Source organism: Breoghania sp., from assembly GCF_030066895.1.
In the GTDB taxonomy this organism is placed as follows: domain Bacteria; phylum Pseudomonadota; class Alphaproteobacteria; order Rhizobiales; family Stappiaceae; genus Breoghania.
The window spans coordinates 31,611-49,656 of sequence record NZ_JASJAV010000015.1; the positions used below are offsets into that span (position 1 = coordinate 31,611).

Sequence of the window (18,046 nt, forward strand, 5' to 3'; positions counted from 1 at the left end):
GAAAATCCTCAATCGCAATCAAAGCGTTCGCTGAGGATCGAGTGGGCCGGAACGCCCGTGCAACGAAGCAGCGTCTCGACCGCCGACAGCATTGGTGCAGAGCCGCATAAGACGAAAAGCCAATCGGCGGGAATATCGCCGCCACAAGATGCACGGATGATGTCCTCGCTGACCAGACCGCGCGCGCCCTGCCAGTCGTCGGGCGGCTCGCTCAACACATGCACCACCTTGGACGTCTCCCGCTCCAGGCTCATGGCCTCCAGTTCGTCACGATGCGCGATCTGATGCTGCGTGCGGTTGCCGTAAATCAGCACCATCGGCCGCGTGTCGCCTTCCCCCTGCGCTTGCCGGGCGATGCCGAGAAGCGGAGCAAGCCCCACCCTGCCCACAATCAGCGCCACGCCGTTTGCCTTTCTACCCGCAATCGTCAGATGGCCGTGCGGCCCGTCCATGAAGGCGACCGTTCCCGGCTTGATGGTACCGAGCGTGCGGGTGAAATCGCCGACCTCCTTGATGAGGAAGCACACCCTCTCCCGCTCCGCCGGGGCCGAGGAGATCGAGAACGGATTTTCATGGAGCGAAAACGGACTGTGGCCGATATTGAGCCAGGCGAACTGACCTGCCTTGTAGACAAACACCGAGCCGCCCGCCCGCGGCCGCAGCAATCGCAATCAGCGCAAACCAGAACGCAGCGAGCACCGGATCGCCCGCATAGCGTCCCCCGACCAGCGTGTGATAGCCGAGCGCGGCAACGGTGAGCGCCGCCCCCGCCCCGTCATCGCCCGCCATGTCTCATATCGAAAGGGCAGGCTGTCCCGCCCGATCGCCATCAAAACGAACGGGACCAACAGCACCCAGCCCAATGTTCCCGTTACCAGAAAATCGGCGCGGTAGAGCAGGATCTCATCACGCGTCACGTCCCAGGGACGCGGCACCGTGAGCGGCGAGATGTAGAAGAAGGGATGCAGCAGCGCAAAGACGAGCGCGGTGCGCGCAAGCAACTGATTCAGGCGCATGGTCACGTCCGACCCAATGCGCCGAGAAACCAGCCGGAACCGCCCCGACAGCACGAACTCCACCAGGATCATCGCGAAGGTAGCCATCCCGAGCCCGGCAGTCAGTTCATCGCCGAGATTGCGCAGAGAAAAATTCGTCGCAACGGCCAGGACGAGTGGCGCAAGCGTTATCGCAATATAGAGGACAATGAGGATGAACGGATCCATGTGCCCATGCTATCCGCGATCGGATTTCATTCAATGACCTTGCGTTATTTTTGAAGGTTCGAACAAAATTCGACGATAAGGCATCGCTCCCATGCGATGAGATACCGTCGTGTGCCTCCGCCGGTATTCCTTTGCACGGTTGTCATCCCCGCGCAGGCGGGGACCCAGTAACCCCAGGATTTCGCACATGGAGTGGGATGGCGCCCCTCACAGGGTACTGGATCCCCGCCTGCGCGGGGAGATGACAGTCACGGGCAAAACGTGCCCGATCCGGCTCCAGCTTTCCGGCGTAAGATCGTTACAGCGATAAAACGACGGAGAGGTCAGGAGAAATGCCCAGCCTTCCCCCAAAACGCCTCGGGCGAGAGGTCTCCCCCTCGCCCGAGCCTTGTCCGCGATAGTGCCTTGGCTCACATCGCCTTGTCGGTCACCGCGTGCGTCCAGGTGCCTTCCGGCTTCTTGGTGATGACCGGGTCCGAACCGCCCGACAGCAGCGTCTCGACCGTGCGCGTATAATCGGCCTCATCGAGCGAGCCGTCGGACCCTTCCGTGAGCTTGTTGATCTCACGCATCATCCGGCGCTGGTGCTTTTCCGTTTGCGCGCCCGTGGCATCGTTTTCCAGAAAGATGTCGGCCGCCTCGTTCGGGTGCTCGCGCGCATAGGCCCAGCCCTTCATCGAAGCCTTCACGAACCGCGCCATCTTGTCGACGAAGGCGGGACTCATCAAGGTCCTTCTCCAGGACGTAGAGCCCGTCCTCAAGCGTCGCCACGCCCTGGTCCTCGTACTTGAAGACGACCAGATCGTCGGCCGAAATACCGGCGTCTATCACCTGCCAGTACTCGTTGTAGGTCATGGTGGAGATGCAGGCCGCCTGCTTCTGCAGAAGCGGATCGACTTTGAAGCCCTGCTTCAGCACCTTCACGCCGTCCGGACCGCCGTCCGTCGGAATGTCGAGATGCGCCATCCACGACAGGAACGGATATTCGTTGCCGTAGAACCAGACGCCCAGCGTCTTGCCCTTGAAGTCCTCCGGCGTCTTGACGCCGCTTTCCTTCAGGCAGGTCAGCATCATGCCGGACTTCTTGAACGGTTGGGCGATATTGATCAGCGGCACGCCCTTTTCGCGGCTTACGAGAGCGGACGGCATTCAGTCGACGATGACGTCGGCCCCGCCACCGGCGATCACCTGCGGCGGCGCGATGTCCGGGTCGCCCGGCTTGATGGTGACATCGAGGCCTTCCTCGTCATAGAAACCCTTGTCCTTGGCCACGTAGTAGCCGCCGAACTGTGCCTGGGTGACCCATTTGAGCTGCAGCGTCACCTCGTCGGCGGCCTGGGCCCCGGACATGCTCGCACTTGCCATGCCGAACCCGGCTGCCAAGGCCAGGCCCCCCACACTACCTTCCTTATTTCTCTTCTCCCTCTGGTTTCGGCAAACCCGTTCCCTGTTTTTTATGTGCAGAACGAAGGATGCCAGAACTTGAAAACCCTCTCCAAAAGCGTCATCAACCCGTAAAAGGCGGAGCCTGCGAGCGCCGCTACGGCGATCTCGGCCCAGATCACGTCGACATTCATCCGGCCGACTTCGGTCGATATGCGAAAGCCCATGCCCACGGTGGGCGTGCCGAAGAATTCCGCGACGATGGCGCCGATCAGCACCAGCGTGGAATTGATCTTCAGGACATTGAAAATGAACGGCAGCGCCTGCGGCAGCCTGAGCTTGACGAGCGTCTGCCAGTGCGAAGCGACATAGGTGCGCATCAGATCACGCTGCATGTGATCGGCCGCCGCCAGCCCCGACACCGTGTTCACCAGCATCCGGAAGAAGGTCAGGATGATGACGATCGCCGCCTTCGACGGCCAGTCGAAGCCGAACCACATCACCATGATCGGCGCCACGCCCACGACGGCAGCGCGGAGACCAGATTGCCCACTGGCAACAGGCCGCGTTTCAGGAACGGCACCCGATCCACCAGAATGGCGACGACAAACCCGGTCCCGCAGCCCAGCGCGTAGCCGATCAGCACGGCTTTGAGGAACGTCTGGCAGAAATCCTCCCAAAGCGGCGTCGGGAACCCGCCGACAAGTCGCACCCAGATTTCGGATGGTGCAGGCAGAAGCACTTTCGGCACGCCGAAACCGGTGACGGCGACTTGCCACAGAAGCAGGATCGTCATGCCGAACGCCAACGGTATCGACAGGTTGATCAATCGCTGTATCGTGCAGCTCCGAGCTTGCCAGAGAGCCAACCGTTCCACGAACAACCAGGCAGCGCGCCCCAGGCCGCAATCGTCAGCCACCAGATTTCGCCGGCCACATCTCCCGGCTGTAAGGATGCCGCGTGCGCCAATGTGACGAAAGCAAACGCGATCGCCGCCAGCAAGAGGTACGCGCTTGCCAACCGCCCCGCCCGAGCATGGAGTTCCGTCCCGCCATCCCACAGAGCATCCGGAATGACGAAAATCCAGGGGGAAGGAAGCTGAGAAGGCTGTCGGAAACAAATCCGCGCAGTCTCGGCTCCAACAATCCGAGCGACAATATTGCAAGGATCGCAGCCGCGGCGACGAGTTAAAGTTTCACCCCTTGCGAATCAGCCTACCGAAAGGGAGGCGATAAGATCGAAGCCAGGCAGGCAACCAGTACACCCCCGGCAAGAACGCCGGTCACCCCGAACCGCTCATCTTGCTCGTCGCGCCATCCCCATCCGCTTCAGAACGACCCCGTTGACGAGCCCGACCAGTGCCACCAGCACCGCTGCCATGACGGAGGCCGCGATCAACGCCGACCAGATCTGCACCGTCTGCCCGTAGTAGGAGCCGGAAAGAAGCCGCTCGCCGAGCCCGGCGACAGCTCCCGTCGGAAGCTCACCGACGATAGCGCCTACCAGCGAGGCCGCCACCGCCACCTTCATGGAGGTGAAGAGATAGGGCACCGCATAGGGAAATCTGAGCTTCCAGAAGACCTGGTTTTTCGAGATGTTGTAGGTGCGCATCAGATCGAGATGCAGGATTTCCGGTGATCTCAGCCCCTTCACCATGCCGACGGTGACGGGGGAGAACGACAGATAGGTGGAGATGAACGCCTTGGGCAGCAGCCCCGATATGCCCACCGCGTTCAACACCACGATGATCATCAGAGCGATCGCCAGGATCGGGATCGTCTGCGAGGAGATCACCCACGGCATCAACGACTTGTCGAGCACACGGCTGTGCACGATGCCCACGGCCAGCAGAATGCCGAGCACGGTGCCAATGATGAAGCCCAGCATCGTGGAAGAAAGCGTGATCCCTGCGTGATAGACGAGGCTGCGTTTCGAGGTGATCTTCTTCAGGACCGTCGTCTTCCAGATCTCCTCCGCCACCTGATGCGGCGCAGGCAGAACGGGCCGCTCCTGATTGAGCGTGTCGGAGATAAGCTGCGAGACCGGCACGTCCGCTAGCTTGGCGCGCGCATAGGTATCGCGCTGGAACGGCGCATTGAGATGGACGGCCGCCGCATACCAGATTGCGATGATAGCGAGAACGACGACAAGCACGGGCCCGGTACGACCAGAGAAAAGGCGAGTCATGCGGCAGCCCTCCGTTCCGACAAATTCCGGACAAGCCCCCCTCTCTCATGGGAAGAGGGCCGGGGTGAGGGGTGTCGCATTTTCCGTATCCACGATAGCCCAACATCCGTCACCCGACGCTTCGCGTCGACCTCTCCCCATGGGAGAGGTGATTGGCGCCCGCGGCCAACGAATAGACCCAACCTCACATTCGATGTCACCCCGGCCTCCGAGCCGGGATCCATTACCCTCTCGCCAGACGAAGCCTCCGCCCCGGCGTGTCGCAGACACGCACCTTCGGCCCTGACCTCGCAGCGCCCTTTCGGGCGCAGATGCGCGCATCTGCGCGCCGAAGCACGGCCGGCAACCGCTGCAGCGCCAATGGATCCCGGCTCGGAAGCCGGGATGCCGCTGAATATGGGGCTAGCATGGACACATACAGCCTTCGGACTGCGCCGGGTGACGACGGAGGAACTTGATGCCTCAATCCTCATAGGAATGCTCCGCCCGCAAGCCTTCCCGCACCCGGTACGCGATCTCCAGGAACTTCGGCGTCTCGCGGATATCGAATGTGCGGTCGCGCGGCAGGTCGCTCTCGATGATGTCGTAGATGCGGCCCGGCCGGGGGCTCATCACCACGATCTTGGTCGACAGAAACACCGCCTCCGGAATCGAGTGCGTAACGAAGACAAACGTCTTCTCCGTCTTCGCCCATAGCCGCAGAAGCTGCTCGTTGAGGTGATCGCGCACGATCTCGTCGAGCGCGCCGAAGGACTCGTCCATCAGCAGGAGATCGGGATCGAAGGAAAGCGCCCGGGCGATCGAGGCGCGCTGCTGCATGCCGCCCGATAGCTGCCAGGGGAACTTGCGCTCGAACCCAGAGAGATTGACCAGCTCCAGGTTCTTCGCGATGCGCTTTTGCTGTTCAGCATTGGTAAACCCCATGATTTCCAGCGGCAGCGCGATGTTCCCCGCGATCGTGCGCCACGGATAAAGCCCCGCGACCTGAAACACGTAGCCGTAGGAGCGGTCGAGCCGCGCCTGCTCCGGCGTGCCGCCATTGACCGAGATCGCCCCCGATGTCGGCTGTTCTAGATCCGCGATGACGCGCAAGAGCGTGGTCTTGCCACAGCCTGACGGTCCAATGAACGAGACGAACTCGCCGCGCTTCACCTCCAGATTGATGTCGGAAAGCGCCTGCACAGGCGCGTCCGCCGCCGGAAAGGTGAAGCTCAGATTCTGCGCATGGATGACGGATGCGCCCGCCGCCGCTCGATGTGCGCCGCCGTCCGCCTGCTTCGGAGACTTCACTGCCTCACTGATTGTCACCTACTCACGTCCTCCGTTTCTTCTGTTTGCACAGCACTCGCCGGAGACGGCCTCGAACATTCGCCCTCCCGCCGTATTCTCTCGACCCGTCCTGCATGGCGGCCCCAGCGGCATCGAAAGTGCCGCAAGGACAAGCAAGGCGCATGCCGCCATACTCGCCAAAGCCCCCATCTGGAGCCCAATCTGCGGCGACCGCTCAGGCGCCCCTTTTCGCCTCCCGTCCGGTGCCCCCTCCACAGATCCGCTGCCATACCCCGAGCGTTCCCGGATGGATCGCCAGCGCCCAGTAGATCAGGTTGGCCGGGATGAAGATTCCCGACAGGATCGCCGTCAGCAGGGCCAGGACGATGAGGCCTGCCAATCCTCCCAGCTCCGTACTCGCCACGATGACCAACACAACGCCCATCGTGGTCGCGAACGCATAGACGATCCCGGCGAGCCCGAAGGACAGCCAATCCCGCCGCCCGCGGGCCAGCAGAAACCGCGTCACCGGGACAAAGACCATCCAGCCCAGTTCCCACCATTCCCCCTGCAAGTCCCACAGACCCGCCAGCGAAAACAGCGGCAACGGGCCGAACCGCTCGAAGGGAAGCGCCGTGTGGAGGAAAACCGCCACCAGGTAGGACAGTACGTGCCGCCGAGCAGCGTTCGCCCAGCTCCCGGCCTGTGATTTTCCCTACCCGCGGCGTCCCCCTCCGCCATCGACGCTCCTTACGTCCTCCGTTGCCAGGCAAGCGCCCCGCCGAGCATTACCAGCACACCGCCGGCCGCCGCCTCCAGCCACAGGATCGCCGACGCCGTGATGACCCACGCCAGCGTGGAAAAGGCGAGTGTGTAGGCCACCAGAACCGGCAGTTCCACCACCACGGAGATGATGCCCAGAACCACCATCTGCCCCACGACCTGCCCTGCCGGATCGATGAATTGGGGAATGATCGCCACGAAGATCGCGAGGTTCTTCGGATTCGAGGCCTGCAGGCTCACGCCCTTCCAGAACAGGCGCAGCCGACCCGGCAGCTCCACCCCCGGCACGGACTCCGTCTTGGAAAGACCGGCCAGTGCGACCTTGAAGCCGCCGCCATCCGCCCGTCCGCGGCGCCGCCGAATTTCAGCACCGTGAAGAGCGTCGCGCTCGCTAGAATGAGCGAGGCCACCCCCACCGCCGACAAGGTGAAATAGGCGACGTTGGTCGCCAGAATTCCGAGCGTCGCGTAGTGCGACAGGGCAAAGCCCCGCCGCATCGAAATCCCCACCACTAGCAGAACCGCAGGTCCCGGCGTCAGGCAAAGCAGGAATTCGGTGAGCGCGAAGGTTGCAAGCGAAGAAATATCCATGTGCCTCAGACCCCGCTCGCCGGAATGCCGGATCGCTCGACCTTGCGCGGCGCCATGACTTCCTTCCACTGCGATAATGCCTTGTTGACCGCCGTAAATGGCTCGCGCGCCACGAACTTTCCGTGGCCTTCCTGCGTCTTCACCTCGCCGTCGACGATCGACACCAGCCCGTGCGACATCACGCAGCGCGGCAGACCCTTCACGTGCTTGCCCTCGAAGAGGTTGTAGTCGATGGCTGGCTGGTGGCGGAAATGGTCTTTTCCTTTTCCGGATCCCAGACGATGAGATCGGCATCGGCGCCCACCAGCACCGCGCCCTTCTTCGGGTACATATTTAGGATCTTGGCGATGTTGGTCGACGTCACGGCCACGAACTCGTTCGGCGTCAAAACCGCCCCGTGCCCACACCGTAGGTCCACAGAAGCGGCAGGCGATCTTCCACTCCGCCAGTGCCGTTCGAGATCTTGGTGAAATCGCTTAACCCATACCGCTTCTGCTCGGTGGTGAAGGCACAATGGTCGGTCGCGACCACCTGCAGGGTGCCCGCCGCAAGGCCCACCCACAGGCTGTCCTGGTGCTTCTTGTTGCGGAACGGCGACGACATCATGCGGCGCGCGGAGTGACCCCAGTTGCCGCTCTGATATTCGCTTTCATCGAGCAGCAGATGCTGGATTAGTGGCTCGCCGTAGCAGCGGATGCAGTTCTGCTTGACCCGGCAGATCGCCTCATGCGACTGCTCGCACGACGTGTGCACGATATAGACCGGCACGCCCGCCATGTCGGCGATCATGATGGCGCGGTTGGTGGCCTCGCCTTCCACTTCGGCAGGTCGCGAATAGGCATGCGCCTCCGGCCCGTTATTGCCCTCGGCCATCAGCTTGGCCTGAAGCTGAGCGACCACGTCGCCGTTTTCCGCATGAACCAGCGGCAGGGCGCCAAGCTCGCCGCAACGCTGGAAGGAGGCGAACATCTCGTCGTCGCCCACCATCAGCGCGCCCTTGTAGGCCATGAAGTGCTTGAAGGTGTTGATACCCTTCTCGCGAACCACCGTCTCCATCTCGTTGAAGACCTGCTCGCCCCACCAGGTAATCGCCATGTGGAAGGAGTAGTCGCAATTGGCCCGGGTCGACTTGTTGTCCCAGCGCTGGATGGCCTCCAGCAGGGATTGCTCCGGGTTCGGCAGCGCGAAATCGACCACCATGGTCGTGCCACCGGCAAGCCCCGCCCGCGTGCCGGTCTCGAAATCATCCGAAGAATTAGGTCCCCATGAAGGGCATCTCCAGATTTGTATGCGGATCGATCCCGCCCGGCATCACGTAGCAGCCGGTTGCATCCAGCACCTCGTCGCCGGACAGGTTCGGACCGATCTCGACGATCACGTCGCCCTCGATCTTGACGTCCGCCTCGTAGCTCAGATCCGCGGTGACGACCGTGCCGCCCTTGATGATTTTCGATGCCATGTCTGCTCCCATCTGGTTTCGGCTAGGCGCGTTTGTCACGTTCTGGCTCTAGCCGGTCGGTAGTTTCGTCATGAGCAGGCTGCGCTCGCGCACCCCTCTAGGATGTTTTCGGCCGCATTCCTCACGCCCTCATCGTCGCAAGTTTCAGGCCGAAGCCGACGAACACGGCTCCCGTCGCGGCCTTGATGAAGCGCTGGAACCGGCCGGACCGGGTCGCCGCGGCAAGGCGCGCAAACAACGCCACCATGACCGCGAACCACACCACGTTGATTGCCGCATGAATGATGACGAGCGTGAAGGTGTTGGCGGTCACCGCCATTTCCGGCGGCAGGAATTGCGGGAAGGCCGCGAGATAGAATATCGAGACCTTCGGGTTGAGTGCATTGGTGAGGAACCCCTCGCCATAGGCCACCAGAAGTGTGCGCTTGCGCCGGGCGGGACGGGCCGAAACTGGCAGCGTGTTACCGCGCCAGGCCTCTTTCAGGGCCTTGAACCCGATCCAGCACAGATAGGCCGCGCCCCCAGCATCTTCACGACGAAGAACAGCTCCGCCGAGCGCACCAGAAGAACGGACAGGCCGAACACCACCAACGCCTCGTGCAGGAAGAAGGCGGAGACGAACCCGGCAATATCGGCGAACCCGGCCGCCTTGCCCGAAGGTCGGTACGGTCCGCGCGATCAGCACGCCGTTTCGGTCCGGGTGATGCCACCAGCAACGCCACCACGACGGCGAAGGACAGGATTGTCGTCAGATCCATCGATTTCCTCCCGTGTCGCCATTGATGACCGTGCTCATCACCTATCCTCCATCGTGGCCTGACGGGTAGCCGCAACGGACTCCCAGCCGCCGGCCAACCAGATATTTTGACAAAACGCGCAGGATGGAGCGCTCGACCGCGACGTGGAGGACAAGGCCCGCCACCAGCCCCGCAACAACCATCACGCCCATGGTTGTGACGGTCCTCAGACAGCTCGCCAGCCCGAGCCTGTCGAGGATCATGGCGACGAAAACGATGACCGGCCCATGCATGAGATAAACCGAGTAGGACGCATCCCCCAGGCGCACGAGGCCTTTGGAAACGCGCACCTTCCCTGCGATTTCGAACCGCACGAGCGCCGTGATGACCAGTGCCGCCGCCAGTCCGAACACCACCGCCAACCCCGACTGGTCGTGCCACACCACGAGATAGGCGGCGATCGCGAACACGACCCCGCCCGCGGCTAGAACACCACTGGCGCCGTTCACCGACAGCGAGCGGAACAGGAGGGCAGAGACGATGCCAAACGCAAACAGGATGTTGTAATCGGTCAGCAGGAAGGAGAGCGGATAGGACAGATCGATCAGGTCGAGCGCGCGCCTGAGCATCGCGGCAGCGCAGGTGAACGTCCACAGGCACAGCACGGCAACGCCGAGCCGGCGGTTCACGATCGCCAGACCGAAAATCAGGTAGAACAGCATTTCGTACGACAGCGTCCACGCCGCCGACAGCGGGGGATGACCATCGAACGGTAGCAGCGCGTAGATCCCAGAGATAGGAAAGCGGCCCCGTCAGAGAGGGCTCAGCGCGCGCCATGACGGCCTGCCCAACGAGCAGCAGCGTGAACACCACCCAAAAGACCGGATAGATCCGCACAAGCCGCGCCAGCGCATAGCGTTTGACGCGCGCGGGAGCACGGATATCGCGCTGGTGCACGAGCATCATGATGAAGCCACTGAGAACGAAGAAGAATTCGACACCGACACTGCCCAGTCCGAGAATGGAGAACAGTTTCAACCCCTGCGCCACTTCCTTTGCGTAGACGACATTCACATGGAAAAGCAGCACGGCCAGCGCCGCCAGGCCACGGCCGGCCTGCAGCACGTTGAGTTTGGGAATAGCCGTGGTCGGCACCGGTCCCGCGGCAATTGTCGGGTTCGCCAGGTTCAAATGGCAGCCTTCTCTACCCCGACAGCAGCCGCCACGCTTCCTCCTCATAAAGCTCCTCACTCCGCGCCCAGTCACCTGTCCCTCCGGGAGAGGGGGACGCCCGTGACAAGCCCTGGCTCCTTCCGAGAACCGGCCATCCGTCATCCCCGATCAGATCGGCGATGGCGGGCGGGAAGGTCGTGCCGACGCCCCCCCTCGCCACGCCCCCCGCCGCATGTCTCACCCCACGATCTCCGCCGTCTCCACCACCGCGTGGAACAGCACGTCGGCCCCGGCCTTCGCCCAATCCTTGGAAATCTCTTCCGCCTCATTGTGCGACAGCCCGTCGACGCACGGGCACATGACCATCGAGGTCGGCGCCACGCGGTTGATCCAGCAGGCATTGTGCCCAGCGCCCGATGGCCCCGACCGCATCCGGCTGGTGGCTCATGGCGATCTCGTGCACAAGCTCCGCCATCCGCGCCATGCCAAGCCCTGCGTTGCGGCGCATCGGCATCGGGGTGGAGCCGGTATGCGCGTCCTTGCCGGTTACCGTCACCTGCAGCCACCACAGCCCCTGGCCGTGCGTGACAACGCCGATGTTCTTGCCCTCGGCTCCAGGATCGGCCCCTGCTCGATGTGGAGTTCGAAGAACGCCTTGATCCTATCCTTGCGCGAACCCGCCGGCTCGTCGTCCTGCCAGCCGATGCGAACAAGTTCGTCGCCGAATTTCAGACCCTTGGCGTCCTCGCGCGCCTTCGCCCACTCCTCCTCCTACAACCCGGCAAAAACACCGGACGCCAGCATGGCGGGGGCAAAGCGGGTGCTTTCCTCGTTCGTCCAGTTGGTGACGACGATCAAATGCTTGGTCTTGATGCCGAGATCGTTGAGCGAACGGCACACTTCCAGCGCGCCGAGCACGCTGTCATACTTGCCGCCAGTGGGCTGGGTATCGAGGTGAGAGCCGACATAGACGGCGGGAAGATCCGACTCTGTGCCCGGCCGCGTCATGAACATGTTGTCCATGGTGTCGAGCCCCATGGTCATGCCGGCGTCCTTGCACCACTTCTTGAAGAGCGCGCGGCCTGCCGCATCCTCGTCGATCACGGTCTGGCGGTTTTGCCGCCCGCAACGCCCGGCCCGATCTTGGCCATCTCCACCAGGCTGTCCCACAGCCGATCCGGGTTGATGCGCAGGCTCTCGCCCGGAGCACTGGTTGTTGCGGCCAGGTTCTGTTCCCCTGGTGACCGATGTCCTGTCCATCACTTGCATGCCGCCTGTGTGTTCAACTGTTCCCAAGTCTTTATTGTCCGTCAGCTCCGCCCCCGCTTTTTCACGCGGGTTCATGCGGGGATGACGCCGTATCTCTGTTCGCCCGAAGGCAAACGAATTCTAGTCGACCGACTTCAGCACATTACCGAGAATCCCGAACAACTCGCCGATCTGCGCCTTGGAGATGATCAGCTGCGGCGACAGCGCGATGATGTCACCGGTGGTGCGGATCATCAGCCCCTGCTCGAAAGCCTCCAGGAAGGCGGAGAAGGCGCGCTTGGTCGGCTCGCCCGCGATGGGCTCCAGCTCCACCGCGCCGATCAGCCCGAGATTGCGGATGTCGATGACGTGCGGATGATCGCGCAGGCTGTTGAGCGCATCCGCCCAGTAATCCTCAAGCTCCGCCCCGCGCGTCATCAGCCCCTCTTCCTCATAGGTTTCGAGGGTGCCGAGCGCCGCTGCACAAGCCAGCAGATGACCGGAATAAGTGTAGCCGTGGAAGAACTCGATCACGTGCTCGGGCCCCTGCATGAAGGCCTCGTAGATCGAGGAGGAAACGAACACCGCGCCCATCGGCACCGTGCCCGAGGTGATGCCCTTGGCGGTGGTCACCATGTCCGGCACCACACCGGAATGATCGACAGCAAAGGGTGAGCCGAGACGCCCGAACCCAGTGATCACCTCATCGAAGATTAGCAGAATGTCGTTCTCGGTGCAGATCTTCCTCAGCCGTTCCAGATAGCCCTTGGGCGGGATCAGAACGCCGGTCGAACCCGCCATCGGCTCCACGATGACGGCCGCAATCGCCGAGGCATCGTGCAGCTTGATAACATTCAGAAGATCGTCGGCGAATTCCGCCCCGTATTCCGGCTGGCCACGCGAGAAGGCGTTGCGCTCGATGTCGTGCGTATCGCGAATGTGGTCAACGCCGGTCAAGAGCGAGCCGAACATCTTGCGGTTGCCGGAAATGCCGCCGAAATTCACGCCGTGATAGCCGCACTGACGGCCGATCAGCCGCGTCTTGGCCCCGTTGCCCTTGGCCCGGTGATAGGCGATCGTCATCTTCAGTGCCGTTTCCACCGATTCCGAACCGGAATTGGTGAAGAACACGTGGTCGAGCGGCTTCGGCATCAGTGCGGAAAGTCGTGCGGCCGATTCGAACGCCTTCGGGTGGGCCCATCTGGAAGGCGGGCGCATAATCGAGTTCGGCGGCCTGCTTCTGGATGGCTTCCACCACCTTCGACCGCCCGTGCCCGGCATTGCAGCACCACAGACCCGCCGTACCGTCCAGGACCTGCCGCCCGTCGGCGGCGGTGTAGTGCATGTCCTTGGCACCCACCAGCATGCGTGGATTCTTCTTGAATTGCCAGTTCGCCGTGAACGGCATCCAGAAAGCTTCGAGATTGTTGGTGACGGCCTGCGACATAACACCTCCGGAAACGGCGCGTTGCCCGCGCACGCATCTGAATCAGACTTCGCTGCGTCCGACCGCCTTGCGCCGTCCGAAACCAAACGACCAGACGCCTGAACGAAACATCGAAACCCTACGCGAGGATCAAGACTTTTCAGGCGTCTCACGTTGCGAATTCTGACCAGATAGTGATAGGAGCGCCGCACAAGGGCGGTCAAGGCCATTTTCTATCCATGCCGATGCAAAAGCAATCAGCGCAAAAGCCGGAATTTTCTTCGTTTTACGCAACGGACCGCCTGAAAAATGGGCGTTTGGGACAGCTTGGCGGAATTGTCGTTCACGGAAGATGGGGCAAGATGCTCGAAACGCGCTATAGCGGACCCCATATTCGCCGGGGACGGGGCAGAGGAGGCCCATATATTGTGATGACGCCTGCCGAGGAGCGATGCCGATGAGTTTGAACGAGACCGCGCCGCGCAAGGCGACGCGGATCCAGACGGCCAATCGCTCCAGGATTCTCACCGCAGCGCTGGACGTGTTTTCCCGCTTCGGCTTTCGCGGCACCACGCTCGACCAGATCGCCCGTCAAGCGGGCATGTCGAAATCGAACATGCTCTACTACTATTCATCCAAGACACTGATTTACAAGGCGATTTTGGAAGAAACCCTGGATGCCTGGCTGAAGCCGTTGCGCGCGCTCGACGCCGCAGGCGATCCCACCACCGAACTTGGCGACTACATTTCCCGCAAGCTCGAACATTCGGCAAAAACCCCACCGCCTCGCGCCTCTTCGCCAACGAGGTGCTGGAAGGCGCGCCGATGATGATGGAGGTACTGAAAGGCCCGCTGAAGGATCTGGTCGACACCAAGGTCGGCGTCATCCGCACCTGGATCGACGAGGGCCGGATGAAACCGATAGATCCCTATCACCTCGTCTTCATGATCTGGGCAACGACCCAGCACTATGCGGATTTCGAGATCCAGATCGAGGCAATCACCGGTCACTCCGTGCGGGAACCGAAATTCCGAAAAGGCGCGGAGGAAACGCTGAAGACGCTGTTTCTAAAGTGCGGTGATCCCGTGAGGAGCGTTCGGTGGGGGAGGCGCAGGTAAAGTTTTTTCGCCGCCCATCCTTCGAGACGCCTGCTTGTCGTATCTCTCCGTCGTCATCCCTGACCGAGCACGCGCAAGAGCGCGTGTCGACAGATCCGGGATCCAGCGCAAGAAGCGCCGACAGGCGCCTTAGGCGCGACCAGCGCCCTTAATTTTCCGACATCACGACATACTGAGACCAGAGAAAGAACCAAGGACGGCGCTTGCGCGCCAACTGAACCCTGGATTCCGGATCTCTCGACACGCACTCCCGCGCGTGCTCGGTCCGGAATGATGACGGAGGCGGGGCGGGCAACATCGAAGGACGGCCCTCCAGTTCCTCTCCCCGCCCCCCTACTGCGCCTACGGATTCTTCACGTATCCCGGCCCGATCGTGAGCGGTTTTTCAGGCAGCGCCGACCGATCGATCTTCGCCTTGAAGTTCTTCTCGTGCGTCTCGAGCGTCTTGCCGTCGGCATCGAGCAACAGCAGCGAGACCTTGTATTCGTGCCCGGCCTTGATCCCGGCAAGCGGCGGCGAGACCACGGCATATCGGCGTTCCGCCGGGAACACCTTCTTGCGCACGACCAGCTCCTCTCCGCCGTCCGGGTTCTGGAAGCGTGCCTCCAGGCTCGCCTCCTCCGGCGCGGCCCGGAGCGGCTTGGCGACGATCTCGCAGGTAGCCTCCGCAATCCGGTAATTGTAGAGGAAGCCCCCACCGACCACCTCGATATAGTCGCCGTCCTCACCGCAACCGGAGAGAGCTCCGCCGACAAGCGCAAGGATCAAAACGAGAATCCAGCGGTACCGGAACATCCTCCACCTCCCTCAGCACCCTCCGCGCGAAATGACCAAACGTAAACTTAACAGGAATTGTTATCTTCCGCCAATCTGCCTGCAAACAGCGCGCGCGATACGACAGTCTTCTTGACCGAAATCCTCTCTCTGGTGTGAAGTTGTGCCCCTGAGCGCGCTCGCGCGACGGGCGACCGGAGGAGGGGCCGAAGAAGGGCGAGCGGGGAGGAGGAAGGATGTCTCTGGGCTATCTGGTGCAACAGGGGCTGAACACGGTGCAGATCGCAGGCTTTCTAAGCGCTCATCGCCATCGCCTATGTCCTGCTGCACGGCACCACCAACCGCATCAAACTCGCCTTCGGCGCGGTCGCCATGTGGGACGGATCAATGACGATCGCCGGGTTCCTGATCGCAGGTGCCGCCCTGCCGCTGGCCTTCGCGCTCCTTTACGGGATTTCGGCAACCTTCCTGCTGGGGTTGATAATCGCCGTCTTCACCATCCGCCCACTTGCGCGCCAGCCGGGCCTTGCCATGCTGATCGCCACCATCGGCCTTGCCATCGTTCTGGAAGAAATCATCCGCATGGCATCCGACTCGCGCGAATTGTGGATGGAACCGGTCTACAACACCGCGCTCAGCCTGACCGACGGCGGCTTCGATGCCCGCACCATCCCGATCCGTCTCGCCACGCTCGGAGCCTGCGCGGCTCTCGTTGCCGGGTTGCTCTATCTTCTGAAACGCACGCCCTTCGGCCGCCTGTGGCGCGCGGTCAGCGAGGATCCGGTCATGGCCCGTCTTCTCGGCGTCGACATCGACTGTATCATTGCCCGAACGGTCCTCCTCGCCTCGCTTTATGCGAGAACGGCCGGGGCCCTGAGGCGGTGCTTTACGGAAATTCCTCATTCCACAGCGGCCTCGCCATCGGCCTGTAGGCGCTCTACGTCGCCATTCTGGGCGGCCTGGCCTCTCCCGTCGGCACGCTTCTCGACCCTCTGGCGCTGGGCATTTTCGAGACCGCGTGGTCAACGGCTTTCGATGCAACCTACCGCGACGTGGCAAGCTTCGCCACCATGACGCTGCTCCTCATCCTGCGCCCCGGAGGCATCGCGGGCGATCCGCTGGCCAAGGCGCAGGTGTGAGAGAGGGAGAGAGGCGACTGATCCAGGTGCCACCTCCTTGCACTGCCCCCTGAAGGTAGAGAACCTCTCGCTCTCTCCATCGTCATCCCCCGGCAAAGTCTGGGGGATCCATCACTCTCCGCATATTACGATCGTGCTGGATTGCCCGGACAAAGCCGGGCAATGACGGGAAGATGGGAAGCGGCTGTCGGGCATTTCTGCCCCGCCCCTTACTCCGCAGGCGCCATCACCCGGCTCGGGTTATTCGGATGCGTCGTCCAGTTGGCGTAGTCCGCCGACACCGTCCGACCCGTTCGCGGATCGACCGTACCCGGTGCCATCGCCTCCATGGAAATGCATCCCTCAACCGGGCAGACATTGACGCACAGGTTGCAGCCCACGCATTCCGCCTCAATCACCTCGAAACCGCGCTTGCCCGCGATCGTGGAGGAAATCGCCTGATGCGAGGTATCCTCGCAAGCGATGTAACACCGCCCGCACTTGATGCAGAGATCCTGATCGATCCGCGCCTTGGCGATGTAGTTGAAGTTGAGGTACTTCCAGTCGGTGATATTCGGCGCACCGCGCGGCCCACGACCTCGTCGATCGAGGCATAGCCCTTCTCGTCCATCCAGTCTGACAATCCGGCAATCATCTCCTCGACGATCTTGAAACCGTAGGTCATCGCCGCCGTGCAGACCTGCACGTTGCCCGCCCCCAGCGCCATGAATTCCGCCGCATCGCGCCACGTCGTCACCCCGCCGATACCGGAAATCGGCACGCCGTGGGTTTCGGGATTACGCGCGATTTCCGCCACCATGTTGAGCGCCATCGGCTTGACCGCCGGGCCGCAATAGCCGCCATGCGTTCCCTTGCCGTCGACGGTCGGCTGCGGCGCCATCAGGTCGAGATCGACCGAGGTGATGGGATTGACGGTGTTGATCAGCGAGATCGCGTCCGCCCCGCCCGCTTTCGCCGCGCATGCTAGATAGCGGATATCGGTGATGTTCGGCGTTAGCTTCACGATCACCGGCATGCGCGTGTGCTTCTTGCACCAGCGCGTCACCATCTCGATACATTCCGGCACCTGACCGACGGCGGAGCCCATGCCGCGCTCCGACATGCCATGTGGACAGCCGAAATTCAGCTCGATCCCGTCGGCTTCCGTCTCCTCCACGAGCTTGAGAATATTGGCCCAGTTCTCCTCCTCGCACGCCACCATCAGCGAGACGACGAGAGCCCGGTCGGGCCACGCCTTCTTGACCCGCTTGATCTCCTGCAGATTGAGCTGCAGCGGCCGGTCGGTGATCAGCTCGATATTGTTGAAGCCGGTCAGCGACCGGTCCTTGCCGTGGGTTGCCCCGTAGCGCGGGCCGGTGACGTTGACGACCGGATCGCCGTCGCCGAGCGTCTTCCACAGGACGCCGCCCCACCCCGCCTGATAGGCGCGCACCACGTTGTATTCCTTGTCCGTCGGCGGCGCGGATGCCAGCCAGAACGGGTTCGGCGACTTGATGCCGACGAAACTGCTGGAAAGATCGGCCATGATCCTCTTCT

The 18,046-nt window shown here is 62.4% G+C and carries 11 protein-coding genes and 8 pseudogenes; 2 read left to right on the forward strand and 17 right to left on the reverse strand.

Features of this window, described 5'->3' with window-relative positions; genetic code table 11:
• Nucleotides 1–8: 8 nt before the first annotated feature.
• The 15 genes and pseudogenes from QNJ43_RS15030 to QNJ43_RS15100 form a co-directional block, all read right to left on the reverse strand.
• Nucleotides 9–638 (reverse strand): hypothetical protein, encoded by a 630-nt coding sequence (locus QNJ43_RS15030; RefSeq protein ID WP_300471281.1) that lies wholly within the window; start codon nucleotides 636–638, stop codon nucleotides 9–11.
• A 33-nt stretch (nucleotides 639–671) separates the two neighbouring features.
• Entirely contained in the window at nucleotides 672–1,223 is a 552-nt protein-coding gene (locus tag QNJ43_RS15035) for a ferric reductase-like transmembrane domain-containing protein (protein ID WP_300471284.1), read from the reverse strand.
• 410 nt (nucleotides 1,224–1,633) lie between these two features.
• Nucleotides 1,634–2,588 (reverse strand): annotated as a pseudogene (locus tag QNJ43_RS15040) (ABC transporter substrate-binding protein).
• A gap of 89 nt (nucleotides 2,589–2,677) precedes the next feature.
• Nucleotides 2,678–3,483, reverse strand: a pseudogene (locus QNJ43_RS15045) (ABC transporter permease).
• Between the two features lie 419 nt (nucleotides 3,484–3,902).
• Nucleotides 3,903–4,793: an ABC transporter permease gene (locus QNJ43_RS15050; RefSeq protein WP_300471287.1), complete on the reverse strand. Its 891-nt coding sequence runs from the start codon at nucleotides 4,791–4,793 to the stop codon at nucleotides 3,903–3,905.
• Nucleotides 4,794–5,255: 462 nt separating this feature from the next.
• Entirely contained in the window at nucleotides 5,256–6,083 is an 828-nt protein-coding gene (locus tag QNJ43_RS15055; RefSeq protein WP_300471468.1) for an ABC transporter ATP-binding protein, read from the reverse strand.
• 214 nt (nucleotides 6,084–6,297) lie between these two features.
• Nucleotides 6,298–6,717, reverse strand: coding sequence for a hypothetical protein (locus QNJ43_RS15060; protein WP_300471289.1), 420 nt, complete (start codon nucleotides 6,715–6,717; stop codon nucleotides 6,298–6,300).
• Nucleotides 6,718–6,812: 95 nt separating this feature from the next.
• Nucleotides 6,813–7,085: a hypothetical protein gene (locus QNJ43_RS15065; protein WP_300471292.1), complete on the reverse strand. Its 273-nt coding sequence runs from the start codon at nucleotides 7,083–7,085 to the stop codon at nucleotides 6,813–6,815.
• On the reverse strand, nucleotides 7,082–7,435 hold the full coding sequence (locus tag QNJ43_RS15070) for a LysE family transporter (protein WP_300471295.1): 354 nt from the start codon (nucleotides 7,433–7,435) through the stop codon (nucleotides 7,082–7,084). Before QNJ43_RS15070 ends, QNJ43_RS15065 begins: the two co-directional genes overlap by 4 nt.
• Before the next feature lie 5 nt (nucleotides 7,436–7,440).
• Nucleotides 7,441–8,894 (reverse strand): annotated as a pseudogene (gene hydA, locus QNJ43_RS15075) (dihydropyrimidinase).
• A gap of 121 nt (nucleotides 8,895–9,015) precedes the next feature.
• Nucleotides 9,016–9,652: pseudogene (locus QNJ43_RS15080) on the reverse strand (LysE family translocator).
• 41 nt (nucleotides 9,653–9,693) lie between these two features.
• Entirely contained in the window at nucleotides 9,694–10,428 is a 735-nt protein-coding gene (locus QNJ43_RS15085) for an acyltransferase (protein WP_346433004.1), read from the reverse strand.
• 407 nt (nucleotides 10,429–10,835) lie between these two features.
• Nucleotides 10,836–11,024 carry a hypothetical protein gene (locus QNJ43_RS15090; protein WP_300471297.1) on the reverse strand — a complete coding sequence of 63 codons (189 nt, stop codon included), beginning with the start codon at nucleotides 11,022–11,024 and terminating at the stop codon, nucleotides 10,836–10,838.
• A 17-nt stretch (nucleotides 11,025–11,041) separates the two neighbouring features.
• A pseudogene (locus tag QNJ43_RS15095) lies at nucleotides 11,042–11,955 on the reverse strand (M20/M25/M40 family metallo-hydrolase).
• Nucleotides 11,956–12,193: 238 nt separating this feature from the next.
• Nucleotides 12,194–13,499 (reverse strand): annotated as a pseudogene (locus QNJ43_RS15100) (aspartate aminotransferase family protein).
• Nucleotides 13,500–13,929: 430 nt separating this feature from the next.
• Between QNJ43_RS15100 and QNJ43_RS15105 the strand changes: the two are divergent.
• Nucleotides 13,930–14,597 (forward strand): annotated as a pseudogene (locus QNJ43_RS15105) (TetR family transcriptional regulator C-terminal domain-containing protein).
• A gap of 342 nt (nucleotides 14,598–14,939) precedes the next feature.
• On the opposite strand, the gene QNJ43_RS15110 reads toward QNJ43_RS15105, so the two are convergent.
• Nucleotides 14,940–15,392, reverse strand: coding sequence for a hypothetical protein (locus QNJ43_RS15110; RefSeq protein ID WP_300471299.1), 453 nt, complete (start codon nucleotides 15,390–15,392; stop codon nucleotides 14,940–14,942).
• Between the two features lie 288 nt (nucleotides 15,393–15,680).
• Between QNJ43_RS15110 and QNJ43_RS15115 the strand changes: the two genes are divergently transcribed.
• A complete protein-coding gene (locus QNJ43_RS15115) occupies nucleotides 15,681–16,445 on the forward strand; it encodes a branched-chain amino acid ABC transporter permease (protein ID WP_300471472.1) in 765 nt (254 codons plus the stop codon).
• A 274-nt stretch (nucleotides 16,446–16,719) separates the two neighbouring features.
• Here the strand turns inward: QNJ43_RS15115 and preA are convergent.
• Nucleotides 16,720–18,035, reverse strand: a pseudogene (gene preA / locus QNJ43_RS15120) (NAD-dependent dihydropyrimidine dehydrogenase subunit PreA).
• Between the last annotated feature and the right edge of the window lie 11 nt (nucleotides 18,036–18,046).